Genomic DNA, 20871 nt, shown 5'->3' with positions numbered 1-20871 from the left:
TTCGTGGGTAGAGAGTTTCCCTTAGAGAAAATTAGAAACATCGGCATCATGGCTCACATCGATGCCGGTAAGACTACGACCACGGAACGGATCCTGTTCTACACCGGTAAGACTCATAAGATCGGTGAAGTTCATGACGGCGCTGCCACCATGGACTGGATGGTCCAGGAACAAGAACGTGGTATTACGATTACTTCCGCTGCTACGACTTGCCATTGGAAAGGCCATTCTATTAACATCATCGACACCCCGGGCCACGTTGACTTCACCGTAGAAGTTGAACGTTCCCTGCGTGTCCTGGATGGCTCTGTGGCTGTGTTCAGCGCCAAGGGCGGCGTTGAACCCCAGTCCGAAACCGTATGGCGTCAGGCGGAAGAATACAATGTTCCTCGTATCGCTTATGTCAACAAGATGGATACCACGGGTGCTGATTTCTTCAACGTAATCCAAATGATGAAGGACCGCCTGGGTGCCAACGCTGTTGCCATCCAGATCCCCATGGGCGCAGAAGACAGCTTCGTAGGCCTGGTTGACCTGGTAGAGATGCAAGCCATCATCTACGGCGATAAACTGGGTAAAGATGAAGAATTTGAACCGATTCCTGAAGAATACGTGGAACAGGCTCAAAAATATCGTCAGATCCTGCTGGAAGCCATCGTGGAAAGCGATGACAACCTGATGGAGAAATACCTGGAAGGCGAAGACCTGACCAAGGAAGAAATCAAAGGCGCCATTCGGAAGATGACCTGCCAATGCAAACTCTTCCCTGTAACCTGCGGTTCTTCCTACAAGAACAAAGGCGTACAGCCTCTGCTGGATGCCATCATCGATTACATGCCTTCTCCTCTGGATGTACCTGCCATCAAAGGGACCAATCCTGAGACCGGCGAAGAAGAAGAACGTCCTTCCGACGACAATGCTCCGTTCGCAGCTCTGGCCTTCAAGATCGCAACTGACCCCTATGTTGGTCGTCTGGCCTTCTTCCGGGTATATTCCGGTACCCTGAGCGCTGGCTCTTATGTGTACAACGCCAACAAGGAAAAGAGAGAACGCATTGGCCGTATCCTGCGGATGCATTCCAACCACAGAACGGAAATCAATGATGTATACGCCGGCGATATCGCTGCTGCTGTAGGTCTGAAAGACACCGGCACCGGCGACACCCTGTGCGATGAAAAAGCCCCGATCATCCTGGAATCCATGGTCTTCCCTGAACCGGTTATTTCCGTAGCCATCGAACCGAAGACGAAAGCTGACCAGGAAAAGATGGGTATCGCTCTGAGCAAACTGGCTGAAGAAGACCCCACCTTCCGTGTCCGCACGGATCCGGAATCCTCTCAGACCATCATCTCCGGGATGGGCGAACTTCACCTGGATATCATCGTTGACCGTCTGAAGAGAGAGTTCCACGTAGACTGCACTGTGGGTAACCCGCAGGTAGCTTACAGAGAAACCATCCGCAAGGAAGTGGAAAGCCAGGGCAAATTCGTCCGTCAGTCCGGTGGTAAAGGGCAGTATGGCGATTGCTGGCTGAAACTGACCCCGCTGCAACCGGGCGAAGGCTTCAAGTTCGAAAACAAGATCGTTGGTGGCGCTATTCCGAAAGAATACATCGCTCCTGTTGAAGCAGGTGTCAAGGAAGCCATGGAAAACGGTGTTGTGGCCGGCTATCCTATGGTGGACATCGGTGTTACCGTGTTTGATGGTTCCTACCACGAAGTCGACTCCTCTGAAATGGCATTTAAGATTGCCGGTTCCATGGGCTTCAAGAACGGCGCTATGAAAGCCAACCCTGTTCTGCTGGAACCGTATATGAAAGTGGAAGTCACGATCCCCGAAGAATACATGGGCGACGTTATCGGCGACTTGAACTCTCGCCGGGGCCGCATCGAAGGCATGGAAGCCAGAAGCGGCGCACAAGTCATTACGGCTTATGTTCCCCTGTCCGAAATGTTCGGGTATGCAACGGACCTGCGTTCCAAGACCCAGGGCCGCGGCAACTACTCCATGGAAGTAGACCATTACGAAGAAGTTCCTAAGAATATCGCAGAAGCGATCATTGCTAAAAATAAAGGAACTGCACAGGGCTGAGCCTTGTGATCATTAGGAGGATATAACAATGGCTAAAGAGAAATTTGAAAGAACCAAACCCCATGTGAACATTGGTACCATTGGTCACGTTGACCATGGCAAGACCACTCTGACTGCGGCTATCACCAAAGTCCTGTCCGAAACTCCGGGCTGCAAAGCTACTTTCGAAGCGTATGCCGATATCGATAAGGCTCCGGAAGAAAGAGAACGTGGTATCACCATCAACACGGCTCACGTTGAATATGAAACCCAGAAGAGACACTATGCACACGTTGACTGCCCGGGGCACGCTGACTATGTAAAGAACATGATCACCGGTGCTGCTCAGATGGACGGTGCCATCCTGGTTGTTTCCGCTGCTGATGGTCCTATGCCTCAGACCCGTGAACACATCCTGCTGGCTCGTCAGGTTGGCGTACCTGCCATCGTAGTGTTCCTGAACAAATCCGACCAAGTCGACGATCCTGAACTGATCGAGCTGGTTGAAATGGAAGTCCGTGAACTGCTGAGCCAGTACGGTTATCCTGGAGACGAAGTGCCCATCGTTGTAGGCTCCGCTCTGAAAGCCCTGGAAGGCGACAAGGAACAGGAAGACAACATCCGCAAACTGATGGAAGCTGTGGATGACTACATTCCGACTCCTGTCCATGACCTGGCCAAACCGTTCCTGATGCCTATCGAAGACGTATTCACCATCACCGGTCGTGGTACCGTTGCTACCGGCCGTGTGGAACGTGGCGTGATCAAAGTTGGCGACACGGTTGAAATCGTAGGTCTGAAAGACGAAAAGAAACAATCCGTTGCCACCGGTCTGGAAATGTTCCGCAAGACCCTGGATCAGGCTGAAGCCGGCGATAACATCGGCTGCCTGCTGCGTGGTATCGACCGTACTGAAGTAGAAAGAGGTCAGGTACTGGCCAAACCGGGCAGCATCCATCCTCATACGAAATTCAAAGGTCAGGTTTACGTACTGACCAAAGAAGAAGGCGGCCGTCATACTCCGTTCTTCAACGGCTATCGTCCGCAGTTCTACTTCCGTACCACTGACGTTACTGGTGTAGCTCACCTGCCCGAAGGCACCGAAATGGTAATGCCTGGCGATAACGTTGTGATGGATGTGGAACTGATCACCCCGATCGCCATCGAACAAGGTCTGCGTTTCGCTATCCGCGAAGGCGGCCATACGGTTGGCGCCGGTGTTGTTACTGAAATCGAAGCCTAATCACTTCGGTTCAATGAAATGAAAGCCCATATGAGGGGCTTGGCCAAAGCCCCTCATATTCTTATGTTTTTTAGGGCCCGCGATGAGGCAGAAGATGGCTTCTGGCCCGCTGGCTGGGAAGGGAACTTCTGCTGAGTATGTCCGTTCTTGGAAACGTGGCGAATGGAGGAAATTACGAATGGCAAAGACTCAAAAAATCCGTATACGCCTGAAAGCGTATGACTACAAAGCACTGGATCAGAGTGCTTCCAAAATCGTAGAAACGGCGAAACGCACGGGTGCGCAAGTATCCGGTCCGATTCCCCTGCCTACGGAAAAAAACATCTATACGATTCTGCGTTCCCCGCATGTCAACAAAGACTCTCGTGAACAGTTCGAAATGCGGACTCACAAGAGACTGGTAGACATCCTGGAACCTACAGCTAAGACGATCGATGCACTGACTCGCTTGGATCTTCCTGCTGGTGTAGATATCGAGATCAAAGCGTAAGGAGGTGCGATGATGGCTAAAGGAATCATTGGCAAAAAATTAGGTATGACCCAAATTTTTGAAGCTGACGGTACTTTGGTTCCCGTTACTGTTGTAGAAGCGGGTCCCTGCGTCGTGCTGCAAAACAAGACCGAAGAAAAAGACGGCTACAATGCTGTTCAACTCGGTTTCGGTGATATCAAAGAAAAACAAGTCAACAAACCCATGAAGGGCTTCTTCGACAAAGCTGGCGTGGCTCCTGTAAAGGTTGTCCGTGAAGTTCGCCTGGATGCTCCTTCTGAATATAAAATCGGTGACAAGATTGCTGCTGACATTTTCGCAGCCGGCGATCTGGTTGACGCTGTCGGCGTTTCCCGCGGTAAAGGGTTCGCTGGTACGATCAAACGCCACAACTTCGCATGCGGTCCCATGAAACACGGTTCCAAATCCCATCGTGAACCCGGTTCCAACGGTCCTATGCATTCCGGTCCTGGCGGCCGTGTAATCAAAGGCAAAAAGCTGCCTGGCCGTATGGGTGGAATCAGCGCGACTGTGCAACGTTTGAAGATCGCAAGAGTGGATAAGGACCGCAACCTGATCATGGTGAGAGGTTCTGTACCTGGTGCCGCTGGTACCTTCCTGCTGCTGAGAGACACGGTTCGTCCCGATGTCGTGAAAGCAGTTACAAAATAAGGTTTAACGAAAGGAGGGCGTTTCAATGCCGAAAGTAGCAATTTACGATATGACCGGCAAACAAACCGGTGAAGAAATAGAATTGATGGATTACGTCTTTGGCGTAGAATTCAACGAAGCAGTTGTCCATCAGGCTGTTGTCATGCAACAAGCTAACGAACGTCAGGGCACTCATGCAACCAAGACCCGTGGTCTGGTCCGCGGCGGTGGCAGAAAACCCTGGAAACAAAAAGGCACCGGCCGTGCTCGTGCTGGTTCCGTCCGTTCTCCTCTGTGGGTAGGCGGTGGTACCGTCTTCGGTCCTGCTCCCCGGAGTCATGCAATCGATATGCCCCGCAAGGCTCGTCGTCTGGCAATCCGCTGCGCACTGAGCGCAAAAGTTGCTGAAGGCGCTCTGGTCGTTGTTGACGGCCTGACCCTGGCAGCTCCCAAAACCAAAGATGCAGTCGCTCTGCTGAAAGGTTTCGAAGCTGTTGACAAAAAAGCCCTGATCATTACGGATGGGGAAAACGAAAACGTAGAAAAATCTTCCCGCAACATCGAAAAGGTTAAGGCTCTGTCCAACGACTGCCTGAACGTTTACGATATCCTGAATGCGGAAAAAGTACTGCTGGCTAAAGATGCCGTAGCAAGAATTGAGGAGGTGCTCGCATAATGGCTGCTAATCCTCGCGACATTATCATCAGACCCATCGTGACCGAAAAGACTTCTGATATGATGAAGGATAACAAATATACTTTCCAGGTAGCTATGGGCGCAAACAAGACTGAAATTCGCCAAGCCATTGAAGATATCTTCAATGTGAAGGTAGTAAATGTCAACACCATCCGCGTACTGGGCAAAACCAAGCGCATGGGCAAATATGAAGGCAAACGTTCCGATTACAAGAAAGCGATTGTAAAACTGGCTGAAGGTAATACAATTCCGCTGTTCGAAGGAATGTAATTCGCATAAGGAGGACAAACAATGGCTATTAAAAGCTTTAACCCGTACTCTCCTTCTCGGCGGAACATGACTGTGTCCACCTTCGAAGAGATCACTACGGACAAGCCCCATCGCCCCTTAGTTGTTAAACTGAACCAGCATGCCGGCCGTAACTACACCGGTAAGACCACGGTTCGTCATCAGGGCGGCGGTCATAAGAGACAATATCGTATCATCGATTTCAAACGGAATAAAGACAACATCCCTGCTAAAGTTGCGACCATCGAATATGATCCCAACCGCAGCGCCAACATTGCTCTGCTGAACTATGCAGACGGTGAAAAACGGTACATCCTGGCTCCTCAGGGCCTGAAGGTTGGCGATGTGCTGGTCAGCGGTCCGGAAGCCGATATCAAGATCGGTAACGCACTGCCCCTGCAGAACATCCCTCTGGGTACCATGGTCCACAATGTGGAAATGAAGATCGGCAAAGGTGGCCAGCTGGGCCGCAGCGCCGGTGCCGCCATTCAGCTGATGGCTAAAGAAGGCAGCTATGCTCTGCTGCGTATGCCTTCCGGCGAACTGCGTCAGGTACACATCTTCTGCCGTGCAACCATCGGTCAGATCGGTAACCTGGATCACGAAAACCTGAACCTGGGTAAAGCTGGTCGTACCCGTTGGCTGGGTGTCCGTCCTGCCAACCGTGGTGTGGCAATGAACCCGAACGACCATCCGCATGGTGGTGGTGAAGGTCACTCCCCTGTTGGTCGTAAGCGTCCTGTTACTCCTTGGGGCAAGAGCGCCTTCGGTACTCGTACCCGGAAGCACAAGAAAGCTTCTACGAAACTGATCCTGAAACGCAGAACGAAATAATAGAGTTTGTTGAAAGGAGGCATAAAGAGTGTCCAGATCCGTTAAAAAAGGACCTTATGTCCAAGCTAGTCTGCTGAAAAAAGTTGAAGCGCTGAACGCTGCACAGGAAAAGAAAGTCATCAAGACTTGGTCCCGCAGCTCCACGATTCTCCCTGAATTTTTGGGCCACACGATTGCCGTCCATGATGGTCGGAAACATGTGCCTGTGTATATCACCGAAGATATGGTCGGCCATAAATTAGGCGAATTCGCTCCTACCCGTCTGTTCAAGGGCCATGGCGATAAAGCCGCTGCCGTTACGAAATAATCAGGGGAAGGAGGATAAAATAGATGCAAGAAGCTAAAGCTGTTGCCAAATACATCCGTATCGCACCTCGCAAACTGCGCATCGTGATCAACCTGATCCGTGGCAAGTCTGTGAACGAAGCCTTTGCAATCCTCAAGTTTACCCCGAAGGTTGGTTCTGAGGTTATTGAAAAAGTTCTTCGCTCCGCTGTTGCGAACGCTGAACATAACTTTGACATGAACGTTGACAAACTGGTCGTTTCCAACGCTTTCGTTGACCAGGGTCCTACCATGAAGAGAATCCATCCGCGGTCTCGTGGACAGGCCTTCAAGATCCTGAAACGTTCCAGCCATGTCACTGTGGCTGTTTCCGAAAAATAAACATCCTGACAGAAGGAGGGAATGAATAGTGGGTCAAAAAGTTAATCCACATGGTTTCAGAGTGGGCGTAATCGACGATTGGGATTCCAAATGGTTCGCCGACAAAGACTATCAAAAGAATCTGTTGGAAGATATCAAGATTCGTAACTTCATTAAAGATAAACAATTCCAGGCTGGCATCTCTCGGGTCGTGATCGAACGGACCGAACAAAAGATGCGCATCAGCATCTACACCGCAAAACCTGGTATCGTGATCGGCCGTCAGGGCAGCAACATCGAACTGCTGAAAAAAGACCTGGCTAAGATGACCGACAGCAAACTGGACATCAACATCATCGAGGTTAAACAACCGGATATGGATGCTACCCTGGTTGCTGAAAACGTGGCTTCCCAGCTGGAACGCCGGATTGCTTTCCGTCGTGCCATGAAACAGTGCGTGGGCCGTACCATGCGTCTGGGTGCCAAGGGTATCAAGATCCAGTGCGCTGGTCGTCTGGGCGGTGCTGAAATTGCCCGTACCGAAAGCTATCGTGATGGCAGTATCCCCCTGCATACCCTGCGTGCCAACATCGACTATGGGACTGCAGAAGCTCATACCACTTATGGCCGTATCGGCGTAAAGGTATGGATCTATAAAGGCGAAGTCCTGCCGACCAAACCTGCAAAGAAAGAAGCTCCTGAAGCGCAAGAAGGAGGGGCGAAATAATGTTATTACCGAAGAGAGTAAAACATCGTAAACAGCAGAGAGGCCGCATGAAAGGCCGTGCAATGCGTGGCAACCGGGTTGCTCACGGTGAATACGGTCTGGTGGCACTGGAACCGTCCTGGATCACCAACCGGCAGATCGAAGCTGCTCGTATTGCTATGACCCGTTACATCAAACGTGGCGGTCAAGTTTGGATTCAAATTTTCCCTGACAAACCCGTAACTGCCAAAGCTGCTGGTAGCCGTATGGGTAGTGGTAAAGGTGCTCCTGAGTATTGGGTAGCGGTAGTGAAACCTGGCCGTGTTCTGTTTGAAATGGCTGGCGTAACGGAAGATATCGCTAAGGAAGCTATGCGTCTGGCTGGCAACAAACTGCCGATCAAGACTCGCTTTGTAACGAAAGCTCAGTTAGATGCCGAAGTCACCGCGCGTGAAAATGGAGTAGGTGGTGAAGCTTAATGAAAACTAACGAAATCAGAGAAATGTCTGTTGAAGAGCTGGATGCAAAGCTGACAGGCTTAAAAGATGAACTTTTTAACTTGCGTTTTCAAATGGCAACCGGACAACTGGACAATCCGATGAAGATCAGAGAAGTCAAGAAGTCCATTGCCCAGATCAAAACGATCCAACGGGAACGCGAAGTAAACGCTTAATCCGGGTACTACCCTAAGCGAAGGAGGATACAATCCGTGGCTGAAGAGAGAAACTTACGTGTTACGCGTACTGGTAAAGTCGTAAGCGACAAGATGCAGAAGACCGTTGTCGTTGCTATTGAACGTCTGGTTCAACACCCTCTTTACAAAAAAGGCGTAATGCATACCATTAAACTGAAGGCTCATGACGAAAACAACGACGCTCATGTTGGCGATATCGTGAAAATCGCTCAAACCCGTCCTTTGTCCAAGGATAAATGCTGGCGCGTAGTTGAAATCGTAGAACGGGCAAAATAAGATAGACTGCTGAGCATAGCTTGGCAAGGGAGGTAAACCATGATTCAACAGCAGACTGTGCTGAATGTTGGGGACAATACCGGCGCCAAAAAGATTATGTGCATCCGTGTGCTGGGCGGTTCCTATCGGAGATACGCCAACATCGGTGACATCATCGTAGCTTCTGTCAAAGATGCTACACCCGGTGGCGTTGTCCAAAAAGGTGATGTAGTAAAGGCCGTTGTGGTGCGTTCCGTAAAAGGCACCCGTCGTCCGGATGGTTCTTACATCCGTTTCGATGAAAACGCTGCCGTTTTGATCAAAGACGATAAGACCCCTCAGGGCACTCGTATTTTTGGGCCGGTTGCCCGGGAACTGCGTGATAAAGACTTCATGAAGATCATTTCCCTGGCACCGGAAGTGCTCTAAGAACAAGGAGGTGTTGCAGAAATGGCTGAAGCCGTAAAATTGCACGTAAGAAAAGGCGATACCGTCGTGGTATTGACCGGTAAAGATAAAGGCAAGGAAGGCAAAGTACTGGCTGCTTTCCCGAAGAAATCCAAGGTTACTGTGGAAGGCGTCAACGAAGTAAAGCGTCATACGAAACCTTCCCAGAGCAACCCCCAGGGTGGGATCATCACCAAAGAAGCTCCGATCAACGTTTCCAACGTGATGCTGGTATGCCCGTCCTGCAAGAAACCGACCCGCGTTAAGAAAGTGGCCAATGGTGATGGATTCGCCAGAGCCTGCAAAAAGTGCGGGGAAGTCATCGACAAATAATCTTCGGGAAAGGAGGAAAACAGATGGCAACGAGACTGCAAGACAAATACAATTCCGAAGCTGTAAAAGGCTTAATGGAAAAATTCAATTACAAGAACGTCAACGAAATTCCGAAACTGGAAAAAGTTGTTTTGAATATCGGCTGCGGTGAAGCTGTGACCAACAGCAAAGCCATTGAAAGTGCTGTTGCAGATATGACCATGATCGCCGGTCAGAAACCCATCATCACCAAAGCCAAGAAATCCATCGCTGCATTCAAACTGCGTGAAGGTATGCCCATCGGCGTCAAAGTGACCCTGCGTGGCAGCCGGATGTACGAATTCCTGGATAAATTCATGAATATTGCCCTGCCCCGGGTGCGTGACTTCAGAGGCGTGAACCCGAAATCCTTCGATGGTCGTGGCAACTATTCCATCGGCTTGAAAGAACAGCTGATTTTCCCCGAAATCGACTATGATAAAGTCGACAAAGTCCGCGGCATGGATGTAATCATTGTTACGACTGCTAAGACCGACGAAGAAGGCAGAGAACTGCTGAAGCTTCTGGGTATGCCGTTTGGGGCATAAGGAGGAAAAACCGTGGCAAAGACCGCATTGATTGAAAAATGGAAAGCGGAACCGAAGTTCAAGGTCCGTAAATATAATCGCTGCAAAATCTGTGGCAGACCGCATGCTTACATGCGCAAATTCGGCATCTGCCGTATCTGCTTCCGGAAATACGCTTACGAAGGCGCCATTCCCGGTGTAACGAAAGCAAGCTGGTAAGAAGCGGAAAAAGGAAGGAGGGCTTTTATAAATGACCATGACTGATCCGATTGCCGATATGCTTACGAGAATCCGTAATGCCAATTCGGTTCATCACGATAAAGTTGAAATCCCCTGCTCCAAAATCAAAACTGCCATCGCAGAGATTTTGAAGGAAGAAGGATTCATTAAGAATTTCGAAGTCGTAGCCGGTGAACATCAGAATGTGATCCGTGTAGAACTGAAATACGGTCCTAACAAGGAAAAAGTGATTTCTGGTATCAAACGTATCTCCAAACCCGGTTTGAGAGTTTACACCCAAAAGGACCAGCTGCCTCGCGTACTGGGCGGCCTGGGCATTGCCGTAATCTCCACCTCCAAGGGTATGATGACGGACAAAGCTGCCCGGAAGGCTGGCTTGGGCGGCGAAGTCGTCGCTTACGTTTGGTAAGATATTCCCTAGGACCGGAGGTGCTTATAAGTGTCTAGAATTGGTAAAGCTCCGATTACCGTACCTGACAAGGTAACGGTAACGGTACAAGATAACCTGGTTACCGTTAAGGGACCGAAAGGTGAACTGAGCCGTCAAATCAATAAAGAACTGACCGTGGAACTGAAAGACGGTGTCATCACCGTTTCCCGTCCCAACGATGATAAACTGTATCGCAGCCTGCACGGCTTGTCCCGTACCCTGATCAACAACATGATCCTGGGTGTTACGGAAGGATTCTCCAAACATCTGGAAATCCAAGGCGTCGGCTACCGTGTAGCCAAAAAGGGCAAAGCGCTGAGCTTCACCCTGGGCTTCTCCCATCCCTGCGTGATGGATCCTCCCGAAGGCATTTCCTTCGATTGCCCGAACTCTACGGAAATCATTGTTTCCGGTATCGATAAAGAAAAAGTTGGTGCTGTAGCTGCTGAAATCCGCAGCCTGCGTGCTCCCGAACCCTACAAAGGCAAAGGGATCCGCTATGTAGGCGAACATATCATCCGCAAGGAAGGTAAAGCCGGCGCCAAAGGCAAGAAATAATTTCTAAGAGGAAGGAGTGAATCTCTTGCTGAACAAGAAAGATAAAAACGCAGCTCGCCAAAAACGGCATCTGCGTATGCGCAGAAATATTGTAGGAACGGCTGAAAAACCCCGTTTCAATGTATATCGCAGCCTGAGCAACATCTACGCTCAGATCATCAACGATGAAACTGGTGAAACCCTGGTATCTGCCAGCACCGTTGAAAAAGCCAACAAGGAAAACTACGGCGGCAACATTGAAGCTGCCAAAGCTGTTGGCACGGAAATCGCTAAGAAAGCTCTGGAAAAGGGCATCAAAACTGTTGTTTTCGACCGTGGTGGTTATCTGTACCATGGCCGTGTGGCAGCCCTGGCTGAAGCCGCCCGCGAAGCCGGTCTGGAATTTTAACAGAGGGAGGACATAAGAGTGGCTAATTACGAAAAACAAGATGATGGCTTCAAAGAAAGAGTAGTCTTCATCAACCGCGTAGCTAAGGTCGTAAAAGGCGGACGTCGTTTCTCCTTCTCTGCTTTGGTTGTTGTAGGTGATGAAAACGGTAAGGTTGGCATGGGCCTGGGCAAAGCAGCCGAAGTTCCCGAAGCCATCCGCAAAGGTGTGGATGATGCCAAAAAGAACCTGATTACCGTTCCTCTGAAAGGCACCACCATTCCTCACGAAGTAATCGGCATTTTCGGTGCTGGCCGTGTTCTGCTGAAACCGGCTATGGAAGGTACCGGGGTTATCGCCGGCGGTCCTGTCCGTGCGGTCCTGGAACTGGCTGGTGTCCGTGACATCCTGACCAAATCCCAGGGTACCTCCAACCCCAACAACGTGGTTCGGGCTACCATGGAAGGTCTGAAGTCCCTGAAGAATGCCAAAGACGTTGCTGCTCTGCGCGGCAAAACCGTTGAAGAATTGTTAGGCTAAGGAGGTAGCATGATGGCACAAGTTAAAGTCACGCTGACCCGTAGCTTAATCGGGTATCCCAAAGACCAACGCGCTACTGTGAAAGCTCTGGGATTGACCAAGATCCGTTCCAGCGTTGTCAAAGAAGATTCTCCTACTCTGCGCGGTATGCTCCACAAAGTGGCTCATATGGTCAAAGTAGAAGACGTTCAGGCGTAATAAGGAGGTCTGCAAATGTATTTGCATGAATTGGCTCCCGCTGCCGGCTCCAAGAAAGCTCGCGTCCGCGTAGGCCGCGGCCTGGGTTCCGGTGTGGGTAAAACGGCCGGCAAAGGTCAAAAAGGTCAGAAATCCCGTAGCGGCGGGGTGAAACGGCCTGGATTCGAAGGCGGCCAAAAACCGTTGTATCTGCGTCTGCCGAAACGCGGTTTCTACAATAAATTCGGTAAACATTACACTGAAATCAACGTGGAAGTATTCAACTGCTTTGACGACGGTGCTGTAATCGATCCTGTATCCCTGATTGAAGCCGGCCTGGTGAAAAACATCCGTGACGGTATCCGTGTCCTGGGGAATGGCGAACTGACCAAGAAGGTCACTGTAAAAGCTATGGGCTTCAGCAAAACGGCTCAATCCAAGATCGAAGCTGCCGGCGGTAAGGTAGAGGTGATCTAATTGGCATCAGCCCTTGATAACCTGTTAAAGGCTACAGAACTCCGAAAGAGATTATTATTTACCCTTGCGATGTTCATAGTTTTCAGGGCTGGTACGCAGATTCCCGTTCCGGGGGTTAACGCAGCCATGATCGAACGGCTTTTCAACAGTGGAAACCTGTTCGGTTTGTTGGATCTGTTCTCCGGCGGTGCACTTAGCAAATTCTCCATATTTGCTATGAGCATTACTCCTTACATCAATGCGTCAATTATTACGCAGCTGCTGACAGTGGTGATCCCGACTTTGGAAGAATGGTCCAAAGAGGGAGCGGAAGGAGCAAAAAAAATCAACAAAATCAACCGCTATGCGGCGGTCGGCCTTGGTGCCATTCAGGCAATCGGGATGGCGTATGGTCTGAGAGCGGCAGTCAACAATCCTGACTTCTTCTCTTTTGCCATGATCGTCATCACGCTTACCGCAGGCTCGCTGCTGCTGATGTGGATTGGGGAACAGATCACTGCGAAAGGGATCGGGAACGGTATTTCCCTGATCATCTTCGCCGGGATCATTTCCCGACTGCCCAATGGGCTGGCCGTTATCGGCCGGTACCTGCAGGCAGGTACAATTAACGTCTTCAACGTATTGATCTTCGCTGTGCTGGCAATCCTGATGGTGATGTTTGTGGTAGCCATTACCGTAGCATACCGCAAAGTCCCCGTACAGTATGCAAAGCGGATCGTAGGTCGGAAGATGTACGGAGGCCACACCACCTACATTCCTTTGAAAGTGAATCAGGCCAGTGTGATGCCCATCATCTTCGCTTCTTCCGTATTGATGTTTCCTGTGACCATTGCGCAGTTCATCAAGATCCCCTGGATCCAGAAAGTGGCCGGCTATTTAGCATGGGGCACCCCATTGCAGACTACGCTGTATATCCTGCTCATCCTGTTCTTTACTTACTTCTATACAGCAGTAAGCTTGAACATTCCCGATCTGTCCGATAACCTGAAGAAATACGGCGGGTTCATTCCCGGGCTGCGTCCCGGTCAACCCACCACGGATTATCTGGACCGGGTGATGAACCGGATTACGTTGGCGGGTGCTGTTTTTCTGGCGTTCATTGCTATTATGCCCAACTTGATCGTCTGGCTCACAGGAATTTCCGGAGTATACTTCGGCGGAACGGCTTTGTTGATCGTAGTTGGCGTAGCGCTTGATACAATGAAACAGGTAGAGTCCATGACCCTCATGCGGCACTACCAGGGTTTCATGAAATAAGGAGAGAGAACATGCATATTCTTTTAATGGGACCTCCTGGCGCAGGCAAGGGGACCCAAGCGGAAAAATTAGTTGCTGATTTCCCCATTCCCCATATTTCTACGGGAGATATGTTCCGTGCGGCTGTGAAAAATGGGACTGAATTAGGGAAAGAAGCCAAGAAATATATGGACGCCGGCGGTCTGGTTCCTGACAGTGTCACGATTGGCATTGTGAGAGAACGGCTGAGCCAGCCGGATTGTGCCAAAGGATTCATCCTGGACGGGTTTCCCCGTACGCAGGATCAGGCAGTTGCCCTGGACCAGATCCTGAAGGATCTGGGGATTTCCCTGACGGCTGCGGTCAACATCAGCGTGCCTGATGCAGACCTGGTTGCCCGGGTGACCGGCCGGCGCATCTGCAAGAACTGTGGTGCTACCTATCATGTGGTATACAATCCTCCCAAAAAGGAAAACGTATGCGACAAATGCGGTGGGGAACTTTACCAGCGGGATGATGACAAAGAAACCACTGTGAAGAAACGTTTGGAAGCGTACCATAGCCAAACGGCTCCTCTGATTGCGTATTACAAAACGGAAGGCGTGTACAAGGAAATTGACGGCACTCAGCCCATCGATAAGGTGTATGCTGATGTGGTAGCGGCTGTAAAAGGGTAAGGAGGCATTCAAGTGTCCAAACAAGATGCGATCGAAGTAGAAGGTACTGTCTTGGAATCTTTACCCAACGCTATGTTCCGGGTGAAACTGGAAAACGATCACGAAATCCTGGCTCACATTTCCGGGAAAATACGTATGAACTTTATCAAGATCCTCCCTGGGGATAAGGTGACTGTAGAGCTGACGCCCTATGACCTGAACCGGGGCCGGATTACGTATCGGTTCAAATAAGAGGACTTGGCAAGAGGAGGTTCAAGCAACATGAAAGTAAGACCGTCTGTAAAACGCATTTGCGACAAATGCAAGATTATCAAACGCAAAGGCCGTGTTATGGTCATTTGCGAAAACCCGAAACATAAACAAAGACAAGGATAAGGAGGTGCTTTGAATGGCTCGTATCGCCGGTGTAGATTTGCCTAGAGATAAACGTATCGAATATGCTCTGCCGTACATTTATGGTATCGGTCTGACTCTGTCCCGGGAAATCCTGAGCAAAACCGGGATCAACCCTGATACTCGTGTCAAGGATCTGACGGAAGCTGAAATCGCCAAGCTGCGTGAAATCCTGGATCATGAATATAAAGTGGAAGGTGACCTCCGTCGTGAGGAATCCCTGAACATCAAACGTCTGGTGGAAATCGGCTGCTATCGTGGTCGTAGACATCGTGCAGGCCTGCCTGTTCGCGGTCAGAACACCAAAAACAATGCTCGTACCCGTAAAGGCCCGAAAAAAGTGGCCGGCGCTAAGAAGTAAGTTTGTCTAAGGAGGGATTAGACGAGTGGCTGGTAAAAAAGTTGTCCGTAACAAACGGAAAGTAAGCAAAAACATTGAAGCTGGTGTAGCACATATCCGCTCCACCTTTAATAACACGATCGTGACGATTTCCGATCTGAACGGGGCTGTCCTGAGCTGGGCCTCTGCCGGCGGTCAGGGCTTCCGTGGTTCCCGGAAAAGCACTCCTTTTGCCGCACAGATGGCTGCTGAAACGGCTGCCAAAGCTGCTATGGAACATGGCCTGAAACGCATCGAAGTATACGTGAAGGGTCCTGGTGCTGGCCGTGAAGCTGCTATCCGTGCTCTGCAGGCTGCAGGCCTGGAAGTGGAATCCATCAAAGATGTGACTCCGATTCCTCACAATGGCTGCCGTCCGCCGAAACGCAGAAGAGTATAATTGGAGGTGAAAGACTAGATGGCTATTGATAAGACTCCTGTTCTGAAAAGATGCAGATCCCTGGGTATGTCTCCGGCCTTCGTTGGGGTTATGAAAGAATCCCATCGTCAGCCGAAACGGCAGTTCAAAAAGAAGAGCGAATACGGGATGCAGCTGGCTGAAAAACAAAAAGCCAAGTTCATCTACGGCGTTCTGGAAAAACAATTCCGTGGTTACTATGAAAAAGCCAAGAAAATGGAAGGTATCGTTGGTACCAACCTGCTGGTTCTGCTGGAACGCAGACTGGACAACGTGGTATATCGCCTGGGCCTGGCCCATACCCGTCGTCAGGCTCGTCAGCTGGTGACCCATGGGCATATTGCCGTGAACGGCAAACGTCTGGATATTCCTTCTGCTCTGGTAAAAGCCGGGGATGTAGTATCCGTTATGGAAAGCAGCCGCAGCTCTGCCTACTTCAAGGGCATGGCTGAAGTCCTGGGCAAGACTTCCGTTCCTGCCTGGATCTCTGTAGACGCTCAAAACCTCAGCGGAAAGGTTGATCGTCTGCCGGTTCGGGAAGACATCGACGTTCCTATCGAAGAACAGGCTATCGTCGAATTGTACTCCAAGTAATTTGATACTGTTCTCCAGTTTTTATACCGCGTATTGTGGTAATGCGCGAAAGGAGGCTTCCGCATGAAGGAAATCGAAAAACCTAGCCTGGTTATCGACGAAATTTCCCCTGATGGACGTTATGGCAAGTTTGTCTGGGAACCTTTGGAACGTGGATACGGTATTACTTTAGGTAATAGTCTGCGTCGTGTACTGCTTTCTTCCTTGTCCGGCATGGCTGTGACGGGCATTAAAATCGATGGTGTTCTCCATGAGTTCTCTACCATTGAGGGAGTCAGAGAAGACGTTGCGGATATCGTATTAAACATTAAAGCCCTGTGCTTCAAAGTAGGCCTGGATGACCAGACCTCCTTTGAGCCCAAGACGTTCTACATCAAAAAATCCGGCGAAGGCGAAGTGACTGGCGCCGACGTGATTACCGATCAGGATACGGAAGTCCTGAATCCGGAATTGCACATTGCAACCCTGGATAAGAACGCTACCCTGAACATGGAAATCTACGTTGACGTGGGCCGTGGCTACGTACAGGCCGAGAAGAACAAGAGCAAGGATCAGCCCATCGGCTTCATTCCTGTAGACTCCATCTACTCCCCCATTACCCGTGTGAAATTCGGTGTAACCGATACCCGGGTAGGCAACGTGACCAACTATGATCGCCTGACCCTGGAAGTATGGACTGATGGGAGCCTGGGGCCGGATGAAGCTGTGACTTCTGCAGCAGAAATCCTGATCAAGTATCTGGCTCTGTTCAAGACCACGAACGTGCCCCGCATCCAGGGGGATGAAGATGGCAACAAGACCAGCGATGAAGGCAACAAGTCTTCCGTGCTGCAAATGTCCATCGATGATCTGGATCTGACTGTCCGTTCCAACAACTGCTTGAGACGGGCCGGCATCAATACGGTAGAAGATATCATCAACAAGACGGAAGACGAGCTGATTTGCGTCCGGAACCTGGGCAGCAAATCCTTGGAAGAAGTCAAGAACAAGATCGAAGAGTTGGGATTGCATCTGCGCAATTCTGACGAAGAATAGGAGGAAGACGAAAGATGTCCTATAGAAAATTTAACCGGAACACCAGCAACCGGAAAGCTATGTTCCGCAGCGTCTTGACCGCCTTCTTCAAAAACGAGAGAATCGAAACCACCGAAACGAAAGCCAAAGAAATCAGCGGTCTGGCTGATAAGATGATCACCCTGGCAAAGAAGGGCGATCTGAACGCTCGTCGTCAGGTCCTGGCATTCCTCGTGGATGAAGATGCAACGAAGAAGCTGTTCGATGTAATCGCTCCGAAATACGCTGACCGCAATGGCGGTTATACCCGTATTTACAAAACGGCTCCCCGCCGTGGCGATGCTGCCGAAATGGCGATCCTGGAACTGATCTGAGTTCCGTGAAAGAAGTCCGTACTGCCTGGAGGGCGGTGCGGGCTTTTTTTGTTTGTGCTATAATTATGCCCGTACGAGAGAAAGGCGGGAAATCATGTTCAAGAAGATCGTACTGTGTTGCTGTCTGCTGGCTTTTTTGATGGCTGGCTGCGGCAGGGAGTCCAATAAAGCAGAAAATATCCAGGTGGCATCCTATCCGGGCTGGGTGGAAATCAAGGCAGGAGACCAGGCCAGCTTTGCCGTACCTCCGGAAATGGTCCTCCAGAGCCAGGAAACCCGTGATGAACTGCTGAAGGCACCGGATCTGGATCCGCTGCTGAAGGTATGGCTGAAGGCAGATCAGGAAACTGTGCAGAAACCCGGTTGTGTCATCGTCCAGAGCGGCAGGCTGGATCCCATTCCCTGGAATACGGATGAAAAGCTGGTATGGGTGGAATTCAAGACCATGGCCAGCCCGGAGAAATTGCCGAAATACGGACAGAACCTGGGATTGAAGGGCAATGAGATCCAGGATTTTGGGAATATTACCCAAAAGAGCCTGGAAGGGATATACAGAAAAATGCTGCCGGAGGGGTACAGTCTGAAGTTTTCCAACTGGCAGCCTATGAAGAGTACCATTGTGAACGGAGTGGAGAACCTCCACACGGCCTTTGATATGGAAGTCCTGAAGAACGGGCAGCATTTGATTACGTTCCATGCAGAACGATGGACGCTGTTCAACCGGGATCGGATCCATACCCTGATGGTGGTTTGGAATAAGGCGGATGACAGGTACTGGAGCGCCGACGAACACAGGCTGACACAGATCATCAACACGTTGAAGATCACACCCAGCAATGCGAAGTAACGTTGTGGTCCATTTCTCATGACAAAAAAGACTGCTGATTTTGGCAGTCTTTTTTTGATTTTCCATTGCTTTTGGCTATGGAAATAAATTATAATAATTTTAGCAAAGTTCAGACTTATTCGGACTTTATTATTTTTTAGAGGAGTTGATCCTATGCAGGAGATTCATGATATTGGATTCATCGGTACCGGCATCATGGGAAAATCCATGCTGCGGAACCTGGGCAAGGCCGGGTATACCATGCATTGTTATGCCCGTCATCCTCAGAAGGTGGAAGATCTGAAGGAAGAAGGAGTGGCCATCCATCCTTCCATTGCCGATCTGGCCAAAGCCTGCCAGTGCATCATCACCATTGTGGGCTTCCCCAAAGATGTGGAGCAGGTCTATTTTGCACCGGGCGCCCTGCTGGAAAGTGCGGCCCCCGGGACCATCCTGATCGATATGACCACCACCAGCCCTACCCTGGCCCAGAAGCTGTATGCAGAAGGGACGAAACGGGGCTTCCACGTCCTGGATGCTCCTGTGACCGGCGGAGATACCGGTGCGAAGAACGGGACCCTGTCCATCCTGGTGGGCGGTGACAGAGCCGATTTCGAGGCCCTGCAGCCTGTTTTCCGGGGCATGGGCACCAACATCAATTATATGGGCGGGGCCGGAATGGGCCAGCACGCCAAGATGGCCAACCAGATCATGATCGCCGGTGCCATGTCGGGGGTCTGCGAAGCCCTGAACTACGCCAAAGCCAACGGACTGGATCTGGAAACCCTATTAAAAGCTGTATCCACCGGCGCAGCCGGCAGTGCCCAGCTGAACGCCTTCGGGCCCAAGATGATCAAGGGAGATTTTGCTCCGGGCTTCTTCCTGAAGCACTTCATCAAGGACATGGGACTGGCGGAAGAAGAGGCGGAAAAGAAGGGCCTGGACCTGCCCGTACTGCAGCAGGTCCTGAAGGAATACCGGGAACTGGAAAAAGAAGGCAAGGGGGACCTGGGTACCCAGGCGCTGTATACGTATTACCAGAAAAAATAAACCGCACAAGGGAAGCTGTGCATTCTGATTGGTTTCATCCCTGCAGGCAGGGCATCGATAAAAAAGAGAGACAGAGAAAATCATCAGGAAAGGACGCGATTGTATGGGTAGAAAGAAATGGCTGGCAGTGGCAGCAGCATTATTGGCCTGCGGTTCACTGCTCCTGGCCGGCTGCGGAGGCAGCGGGGACAAGAAAGAAGCTGGTGGCAAGAAAGGGGTATCCGGTAATGTAATGGTCTATACTTCCATGTATCCGGATATCGTGAATTCCATGTGTAAACCGAAAGTCCAAAAGGCATTTCCTGACTTGAAGGTCAGCTGGTTCCAGGGCGGGACCGAAAAAATCAAGACCAAGATTGCCGGGGAAGTCAAAGCCAACAAGATCAGCGACGATGTGCTGATGGTAGCCGATCCTTCGTATTATATCTACCTGAAGGATAAGGGGTTGCTGCTGAACTATAAATCGCCGGAAACGAAACACCACATCATGGAAGTGGATAAGGACGGGGCCTGGGCCGCTGTCCGGGTCTGCAATATGATCATTGCCTACAACAAGGATAAGCTGAAACCGGAAGACGTACCCAAGAGCTGGAAAGACCTGACCAATCCCAAATACAAGGGCCGGATCGCCATGCCCAACCCGCTGCTTTCCGGGACGGCCTATGTAGCTGTCGGGGCTCTGGCAGATAAATTTGGCTGGGATTACTTCGATGCCCTGAAAGCCAATGGCCTGCGGGTGGAAGAAGGTAACAGCGCCATCCAGAACAAACTGCTCACGGGTGAATACATGGCTGCCATCATCCTGGAAGAAAATATTCTGAAACTGCAGCAGACCAAGAAGGAACCGCTGGAAGTGGTTTATCCGGAAGAGGGCTGCATCCTGATTTCTTCGCCGATCGGTATCTTCAAGTCCACCAAGAATCCGGAAGGGGCCAAAGCTCTTACCGACTGGTGGCTGAGCAAGGAAGGCCAGGCGGCTGTGACGGCCGGCTGGATGTATTCGGTGCGGGATGACGTAGAGAAACCCAAGGGAGCTAAATACAGCCTGAAAGATCTGCTGAAAAAGGCTCTGAAAGTGGATTGGGAGAAACTGACGAAAAATGAATCCCAGATCAAAGAAGAATTCCGGTCCAGAGTCATGGATCAATAACCTGCGTTTGACCGACATGTGATGCCCATTTTGCCTGGCAGGAGAAGGGAGTCAGGGACTGGAATTCCAGCCCT

At 50.6% G+C, this 20871-nt stretch carries 35 protein-coding genes; all 35 read left to right on the top strand.

Features of this window, described 5'->3' with window-relative positions:
• Positions 1-3: 3 nt before the first annotated feature.
• The 35 genes from fusA to BQ5462_RS02970 all read left to right on the top strand — a co-directional run bounded on the left by fusA (position 4) and on the right by BQ5462_RS02970 (position 20797).
• Entirely contained in the window at positions 4-2091 is a 2088-nt protein-coding gene (gene fusA, locus BQ5462_RS03135; RefSeq protein ID WP_071141975.1) for an elongation factor G, read from the top strand.
• A 28-nt stretch (positions 2092-2119) separates the two neighbouring features.
• Positions 2120-3313 (top strand): elongation factor Tu, encoded by a 1194-nt coding sequence (tuf, locus tag BQ5462_RS03130; RefSeq protein WP_071141545.1) that lies wholly within the window; start codon positions 2120-2122, stop codon positions 3311-3313.
• A 178-nt stretch (positions 3314-3491) separates the two neighbouring features.
• Entirely contained in the window at positions 3492-3803 is a 312-nt protein-coding gene (rpsJ, locus tag BQ5462_RS03125; protein ID WP_012939263.1) for a 30S ribosomal protein S10, read from the top strand.
• Positions 3804-3815: 12 nt separating this feature from the next.
• Positions 3816-4475 carry a 50S ribosomal protein L3 gene (rplC, locus tag BQ5462_RS03120; protein WP_071141974.1) on the top strand — a complete coding sequence of 220 codons (660 nt, stop codon included), beginning with the start codon at positions 3816-3818 and terminating at the stop codon, positions 4473-4475.
• A 25-nt stretch (positions 4476-4500) separates the two neighbouring features.
• Positions 4501-5130, top strand: coding sequence for a 50S ribosomal protein L4 (rplD, locus tag BQ5462_RS03115; protein WP_071141973.1), 630 nt, complete (start codon positions 4501-4503; stop codon positions 5128-5130).
• A complete protein-coding gene (gene rplW / locus BQ5462_RS03110; protein ID WP_071141972.1) occupies positions 5130-5420 on the top strand; it encodes a 50S ribosomal protein L23 in 291 nt (96 codons plus the stop codon). Before rplD ends, rplW begins: the two co-directional genes overlap by 1 nt.
• Positions 5421-5441: 21 nt before the next feature.
• Positions 5442-6272 carry a 50S ribosomal protein L2 gene (gene rplB / locus BQ5462_RS03105; RefSeq protein WP_071141971.1) on the top strand — a complete coding sequence of 277 codons (831 nt, stop codon included), beginning with the start codon at positions 5442-5444 and terminating at the stop codon, positions 6270-6272.
• 28 nt (positions 6273-6300) lie between these two features.
• Positions 6301-6579, top strand: a complete 279-nt coding sequence (gene rpsS / locus BQ5462_RS03100) for a 30S ribosomal protein S19 (protein WP_071141970.1) — start codon at positions 6301-6303, stop codon at positions 6577-6579.
• A 23-nt stretch (positions 6580-6602) separates the two neighbouring features.
• The gene (gene rplV / locus BQ5462_RS03095; protein WP_012939257.1) at positions 6603-6938 is read left to right on the top strand and encodes a 50S ribosomal protein L22; all 336 of its coding nucleotides are present in this window, start codon (positions 6603-6605) and stop codon (positions 6936-6938) included.
• 28 nt (positions 6939-6966) lie between these two features.
• Positions 6967-7644 (top strand): 30S ribosomal protein S3, encoded by a 678-nt coding sequence (gene rpsC / locus BQ5462_RS03090; RefSeq protein ID WP_071141969.1) that lies wholly within the window; start codon positions 6967-6969, stop codon positions 7642-7644.
• Complete coding sequence (gene rplP, locus BQ5462_RS03085) at positions 7644-8102, top strand: 50S ribosomal protein L16 (RefSeq protein WP_071141968.1); 459 nt, start codon at positions 7644-7646, stop codon at positions 8100-8102. Before rpsC ends, rplP begins: the two co-directional genes overlap by 1 nt.
• Positions 8102-8296 (top strand): 50S ribosomal protein L29, encoded by a 195-nt coding sequence (rpmC, locus tag BQ5462_RS03080; RefSeq protein ID WP_071141967.1) that lies wholly within the window; start codon positions 8102-8104, stop codon positions 8294-8296. Before rplP ends, rpmC begins: the two co-directional genes overlap by 1 nt.
• Before the next feature lie 36 nt (positions 8297-8332).
• Positions 8333-8593, top strand: coding sequence for a 30S ribosomal protein S17 (rpsQ, locus tag BQ5462_RS03075; RefSeq protein WP_075579434.1), 261 nt, complete (start codon positions 8333-8335; stop codon positions 8591-8593).
• Positions 8594-8632: 39 nt separating this feature from the next.
• A complete protein-coding gene (gene rplN / locus BQ5462_RS03070) occupies positions 8633-9001 on the top strand; it encodes a 50S ribosomal protein L14 (protein ID WP_012939252.1) in 369 nt (122 codons plus the stop codon).
• A gap of 21 nt (positions 9002-9022) precedes the next feature.
• Positions 9023-9352, top strand: coding sequence for a 50S ribosomal protein L24 (gene rplX / locus BQ5462_RS03065; protein ID WP_071141966.1), 330 nt, complete (start codon positions 9023-9025; stop codon positions 9350-9352).
• A 23-nt stretch (positions 9353-9375) separates the two neighbouring features.
• Complete coding sequence (gene rplE / locus BQ5462_RS03060) at positions 9376-9918, top strand: 50S ribosomal protein L5 (RefSeq protein WP_022486694.1); 543 nt, start codon at positions 9376-9378, stop codon at positions 9916-9918.
• Positions 9919-9930: 12 nt separating this feature from the next.
• Positions 9931-10116, top strand: coding sequence for a type Z 30S ribosomal protein S14 (locus tag BQ5462_RS03055; protein ID WP_012939249.1), 186 nt, complete (start codon positions 9931-9933; stop codon positions 10114-10116).
• A gap of 31 nt (positions 10117-10147) precedes the next feature.
• Positions 10148-10546: a 30S ribosomal protein S8 gene (rpsH, locus tag BQ5462_RS03050; protein WP_071141965.1), complete on the top strand. Its 399-nt coding sequence runs from the start codon at positions 10148-10150 to the stop codon at positions 10544-10546.
• Positions 10547-10576: 30 nt separating this feature from the next.
• Positions 10577-11125 carry a 50S ribosomal protein L6 gene (gene rplF, locus BQ5462_RS03045; protein WP_071141964.1) on the top strand — a complete coding sequence of 183 codons (549 nt, stop codon included), beginning with the start codon at positions 10577-10579 and terminating at the stop codon, positions 11123-11125.
• 25 nt (positions 11126-11150) lie between these two features.
• Positions 11151-11513, top strand: coding sequence for a 50S ribosomal protein L18 (gene rplR / locus BQ5462_RS03040; protein WP_071141963.1), 363 nt, complete (start codon positions 11151-11153; stop codon positions 11511-11513).
• 18 nt (positions 11514-11531) lie between these two features.
• Entirely contained in the window at positions 11532-12032 is a 501-nt protein-coding gene (gene rpsE, locus BQ5462_RS03035) for a 30S ribosomal protein S5 (RefSeq protein WP_071141962.1), read from the top strand.
• A gap of 12 nt (positions 12033-12044) precedes the next feature.
• A complete protein-coding gene (gene rpmD / locus BQ5462_RS03030; protein WP_071141961.1) occupies positions 12045-12230 on the top strand; it encodes a 50S ribosomal protein L30 in 186 nt (61 codons plus the stop codon).
• Positions 12231-12245: 15 nt separating this feature from the next.
• Positions 12246-12686, top strand: coding sequence for a 50S ribosomal protein L15 (gene rplO, locus BQ5462_RS03025; protein ID WP_071141960.1), 441 nt, complete (start codon positions 12246-12248; stop codon positions 12684-12686).
• Complete coding sequence (gene secY, locus BQ5462_RS03020; RefSeq protein ID WP_071141959.1) at positions 12687-13943, top strand: preprotein translocase subunit SecY; 1257 nt, start codon at positions 12687-12689, stop codon at positions 13941-13943.
• An 11-nt stretch (positions 13944-13954) separates the two neighbouring features.
• On the top strand, positions 13955-14599 hold the full coding sequence (locus BQ5462_RS03015; RefSeq protein WP_071141958.1) for an adenylate kinase: 645 nt from the start codon (positions 13955-13957) through the stop codon (positions 14597-14599).
• A gap of 12 nt (positions 14600-14611) precedes the next feature.
• Positions 14612-14830, top strand: a complete 219-nt coding sequence (gene infA / locus BQ5462_RS03010; protein WP_009015367.1) for a translation initiation factor IF-1 — start codon at positions 14612-14614, stop codon at positions 14828-14830.
• Between the two features lie 30 nt (positions 14831-14860).
• Positions 14861-14974: a 50S ribosomal protein L36 gene (gene rpmJ / locus BQ5462_RS10895; RefSeq protein ID WP_076978284.1), complete on the top strand. Its 114-nt coding sequence runs from the start codon at positions 14861-14863 to the stop codon at positions 14972-14974.
• A gap of 13 nt (positions 14975-14987) precedes the next feature.
• Positions 14988-15353, top strand: coding sequence for a 30S ribosomal protein S13 (rpsM, locus tag BQ5462_RS03005; RefSeq protein ID WP_071141957.1), 366 nt, complete (start codon positions 14988-14990; stop codon positions 15351-15353).
• Positions 15354-15378: 25 nt separating this feature from the next.
• On the top strand, positions 15379-15771 hold the full coding sequence (gene rpsK, locus BQ5462_RS03000) for a 30S ribosomal protein S11 (protein ID WP_071141956.1): 393 nt from the start codon (positions 15379-15381) through the stop codon (positions 15769-15771).
• 18 nt (positions 15772-15789) lie between these two features.
• Entirely contained in the window at positions 15790-16383 is a 594-nt protein-coding gene (gene rpsD, locus BQ5462_RS02995) for a 30S ribosomal protein S4 (protein ID WP_071141955.1), read from the top strand.
• A gap of 63 nt (positions 16384-16446) precedes the next feature.
• Complete coding sequence (locus BQ5462_RS02990) at positions 16447-17418, top strand: DNA-directed RNA polymerase subunit alpha (RefSeq protein WP_071141954.1); 972 nt, start codon at positions 16447-16449, stop codon at positions 17416-17418.
• A 14-nt stretch (positions 17419-17432) separates the two neighbouring features.
• Positions 17433-17771: a 50S ribosomal protein L17 gene (rplQ, locus tag BQ5462_RS02985; RefSeq protein WP_071141953.1), complete on the top strand. Its 339-nt coding sequence runs from the start codon at positions 17433-17435 to the stop codon at positions 17769-17771.
• A gap of 94 nt (positions 17772-17865) precedes the next feature.
• A complete protein-coding gene (locus tag BQ5462_RS02980; protein WP_071141952.1) occupies positions 17866-18618 on the top strand; it encodes a hypothetical protein in 753 nt (250 codons plus the stop codon).
• Positions 18619-18771: 153 nt separating this feature from the next.
• Positions 18772-19647 carry an NAD(P)-dependent oxidoreductase gene (locus BQ5462_RS02975; RefSeq protein WP_071141951.1) on the top strand — a complete coding sequence of 292 codons (876 nt, stop codon included), beginning with the start codon at positions 18772-18774 and terminating at the stop codon, positions 19645-19647.
• A gap of 103 nt (positions 19648-19750) precedes the next feature.
• Entirely contained in the window at positions 19751-20797 is a 1047-nt protein-coding gene (locus BQ5462_RS02970) for an ABC transporter substrate-binding protein (protein ID WP_071141950.1), read from the top strand.
• Positions 20798-20871 lie beyond the last annotated feature (74 nt).

The sequence above is a fragment of the Acidaminococcus timonensis genome (genome assembly GCF_900106585.1).
GTDB classification, from domain to species: Bacteria; Bacillota; Negativicutes; order Acidaminococcales; family Acidaminococcaceae; genus Acidaminococcus; species Acidaminococcus timonensis.
Note: the sequence above shows the minus strand (reverse complement) of the source record. Positions and strands in the feature narration are given on the sequence as shown.

What these genes read in the sequence shown, in the direction of transcription:
- tuf (WP_071141545.1), top strand. Translation starts at nt 2,120, where the DNA reads ATGGCTAAAGAGAAATTTGAAAGAACCAAACCCCATGTGAACATTGGT.
- rpsJ (WP_012939263.1), top strand. Translation starts at nt 3,492, where the DNA reads ATGGCAAAGACTCAAAAAATCCGTATACGCCTGAAAGCGTATGACTAC.
- rplC (WP_071141974.1), top strand. Translation starts at nt 3,816, where the DNA reads ATGGCTAAAGGAATCATTGGCAAAAAATTAGGTATGACCCAAATTTTT.
- rplD (WP_071141973.1), top strand. Translation starts at nt 4,501, where the DNA reads ATGCCGAAAGTAGCAATTTACGATATGACCGGCAAACAAACCGGTGAA.
- rplW (WP_071141972.1), top strand. Translation starts at nt 5,130, where the DNA reads ATGGCTGCTAATCCTCGCGACATTATCATCAGACCCATCGTGACCGAA.
- rplB (WP_071141971.1), top strand. Translation starts at nt 5,442, where the DNA reads ATGGCTATTAAAAGCTTTAACCCGTACTCTCCTTCTCGGCGGAACATG.
- rplV (WP_012939257.1), top strand. Translation starts at nt 6,603, where the DNA reads ATGCAAGAAGCTAAAGCTGTTGCCAAATACATCCGTATCGCACCTCGC.
- rplP (WP_071141968.1), top strand. Translation starts at nt 7,644, where the DNA reads ATGTTATTACCGAAGAGAGTAAAACATCGTAAACAGCAGAGAGGCCGC.
- rpmC (WP_071141967.1), top strand. Translation starts at nt 8,102, where the DNA reads ATGAAAACTAACGAAATCAGAGAAATGTCTGTTGAAGAGCTGGATGCA.
- rplN (WP_012939252.1), top strand. Translation starts at nt 8,633, where the DNA reads ATGATTCAACAGCAGACTGTGCTGAATGTTGGGGACAATACCGGCGCC.
- rplX (WP_071141966.1), top strand. Translation starts at nt 9,023, where the DNA reads ATGGCTGAAGCCGTAAAATTGCACGTAAGAAAAGGCGATACCGTCGTG.
- rplE (WP_022486694.1), top strand. Translation starts at nt 9,376, where the DNA reads ATGGCAACGAGACTGCAAGACAAATACAATTCCGAAGCTGTAAAAGGC.
- rpsH (WP_071141965.1), top strand. Translation starts at nt 10,148, where the DNA reads ATGACCATGACTGATCCGATTGCCGATATGCTTACGAGAATCCGTAAT.
- rpmD (WP_071141961.1), top strand. Translation starts at nt 12,045, where the DNA reads ATGGCACAAGTTAAAGTCACGCTGACCCGTAGCTTAATCGGGTATCCC.
- rplO (WP_071141960.1), top strand. Translation starts at nt 12,246, where the DNA reads ATGTATTTGCATGAATTGGCTCCCGCTGCCGGCTCCAAGAAAGCTCGC.
- BQ5462_RS03015 (WP_071141958.1), top strand. Translation starts at nt 13,955, where the DNA reads ATGCATATTCTTTTAATGGGACCTCCTGGCGCAGGCAAGGGGACCCAA.
- rpmJ (WP_076978284.1), top strand. Translation starts at nt 14,861, where the DNA reads ATGAAAGTAAGACCGTCTGTAAAACGCATTTGCGACAAATGCAAGATT.
- rpsM (WP_071141957.1), top strand. Translation starts at nt 14,988, where the DNA reads ATGGCTCGTATCGCCGGTGTAGATTTGCCTAGAGATAAACGTATCGAA.
- rpsD (WP_071141955.1), top strand. Translation starts at nt 15,790, where the DNA reads ATGGCTATTGATAAGACTCCTGTTCTGAAAAGATGCAGATCCCTGGGT.
- BQ5462_RS02990 (WP_071141954.1), top strand. Translation starts at nt 16,447, where the DNA reads ATGAAGGAAATCGAAAAACCTAGCCTGGTTATCGACGAAATTTCCCCT.
- rplQ (WP_071141953.1), top strand. Translation starts at nt 17,433, where the DNA reads ATGTCCTATAGAAAATTTAACCGGAACACCAGCAACCGGAAAGCTATG.
- BQ5462_RS02980 (WP_071141952.1), top strand. Translation starts at nt 17,866, where the DNA reads ATGTTCAAGAAGATCGTACTGTGTTGCTGTCTGCTGGCTTTTTTGATG.
- BQ5462_RS02975 (WP_071141951.1), top strand. Translation starts at nt 18,772, where the DNA reads ATGCAGGAGATTCATGATATTGGATTCATCGGTACCGGCATCATGGGA.
- BQ5462_RS02970 (WP_071141950.1), top strand. Translation starts at nt 19,751, where the DNA reads ATGGGTAGAAAGAAATGGCTGGCAGTGGCAGCAGCATTATTGGCCTGC.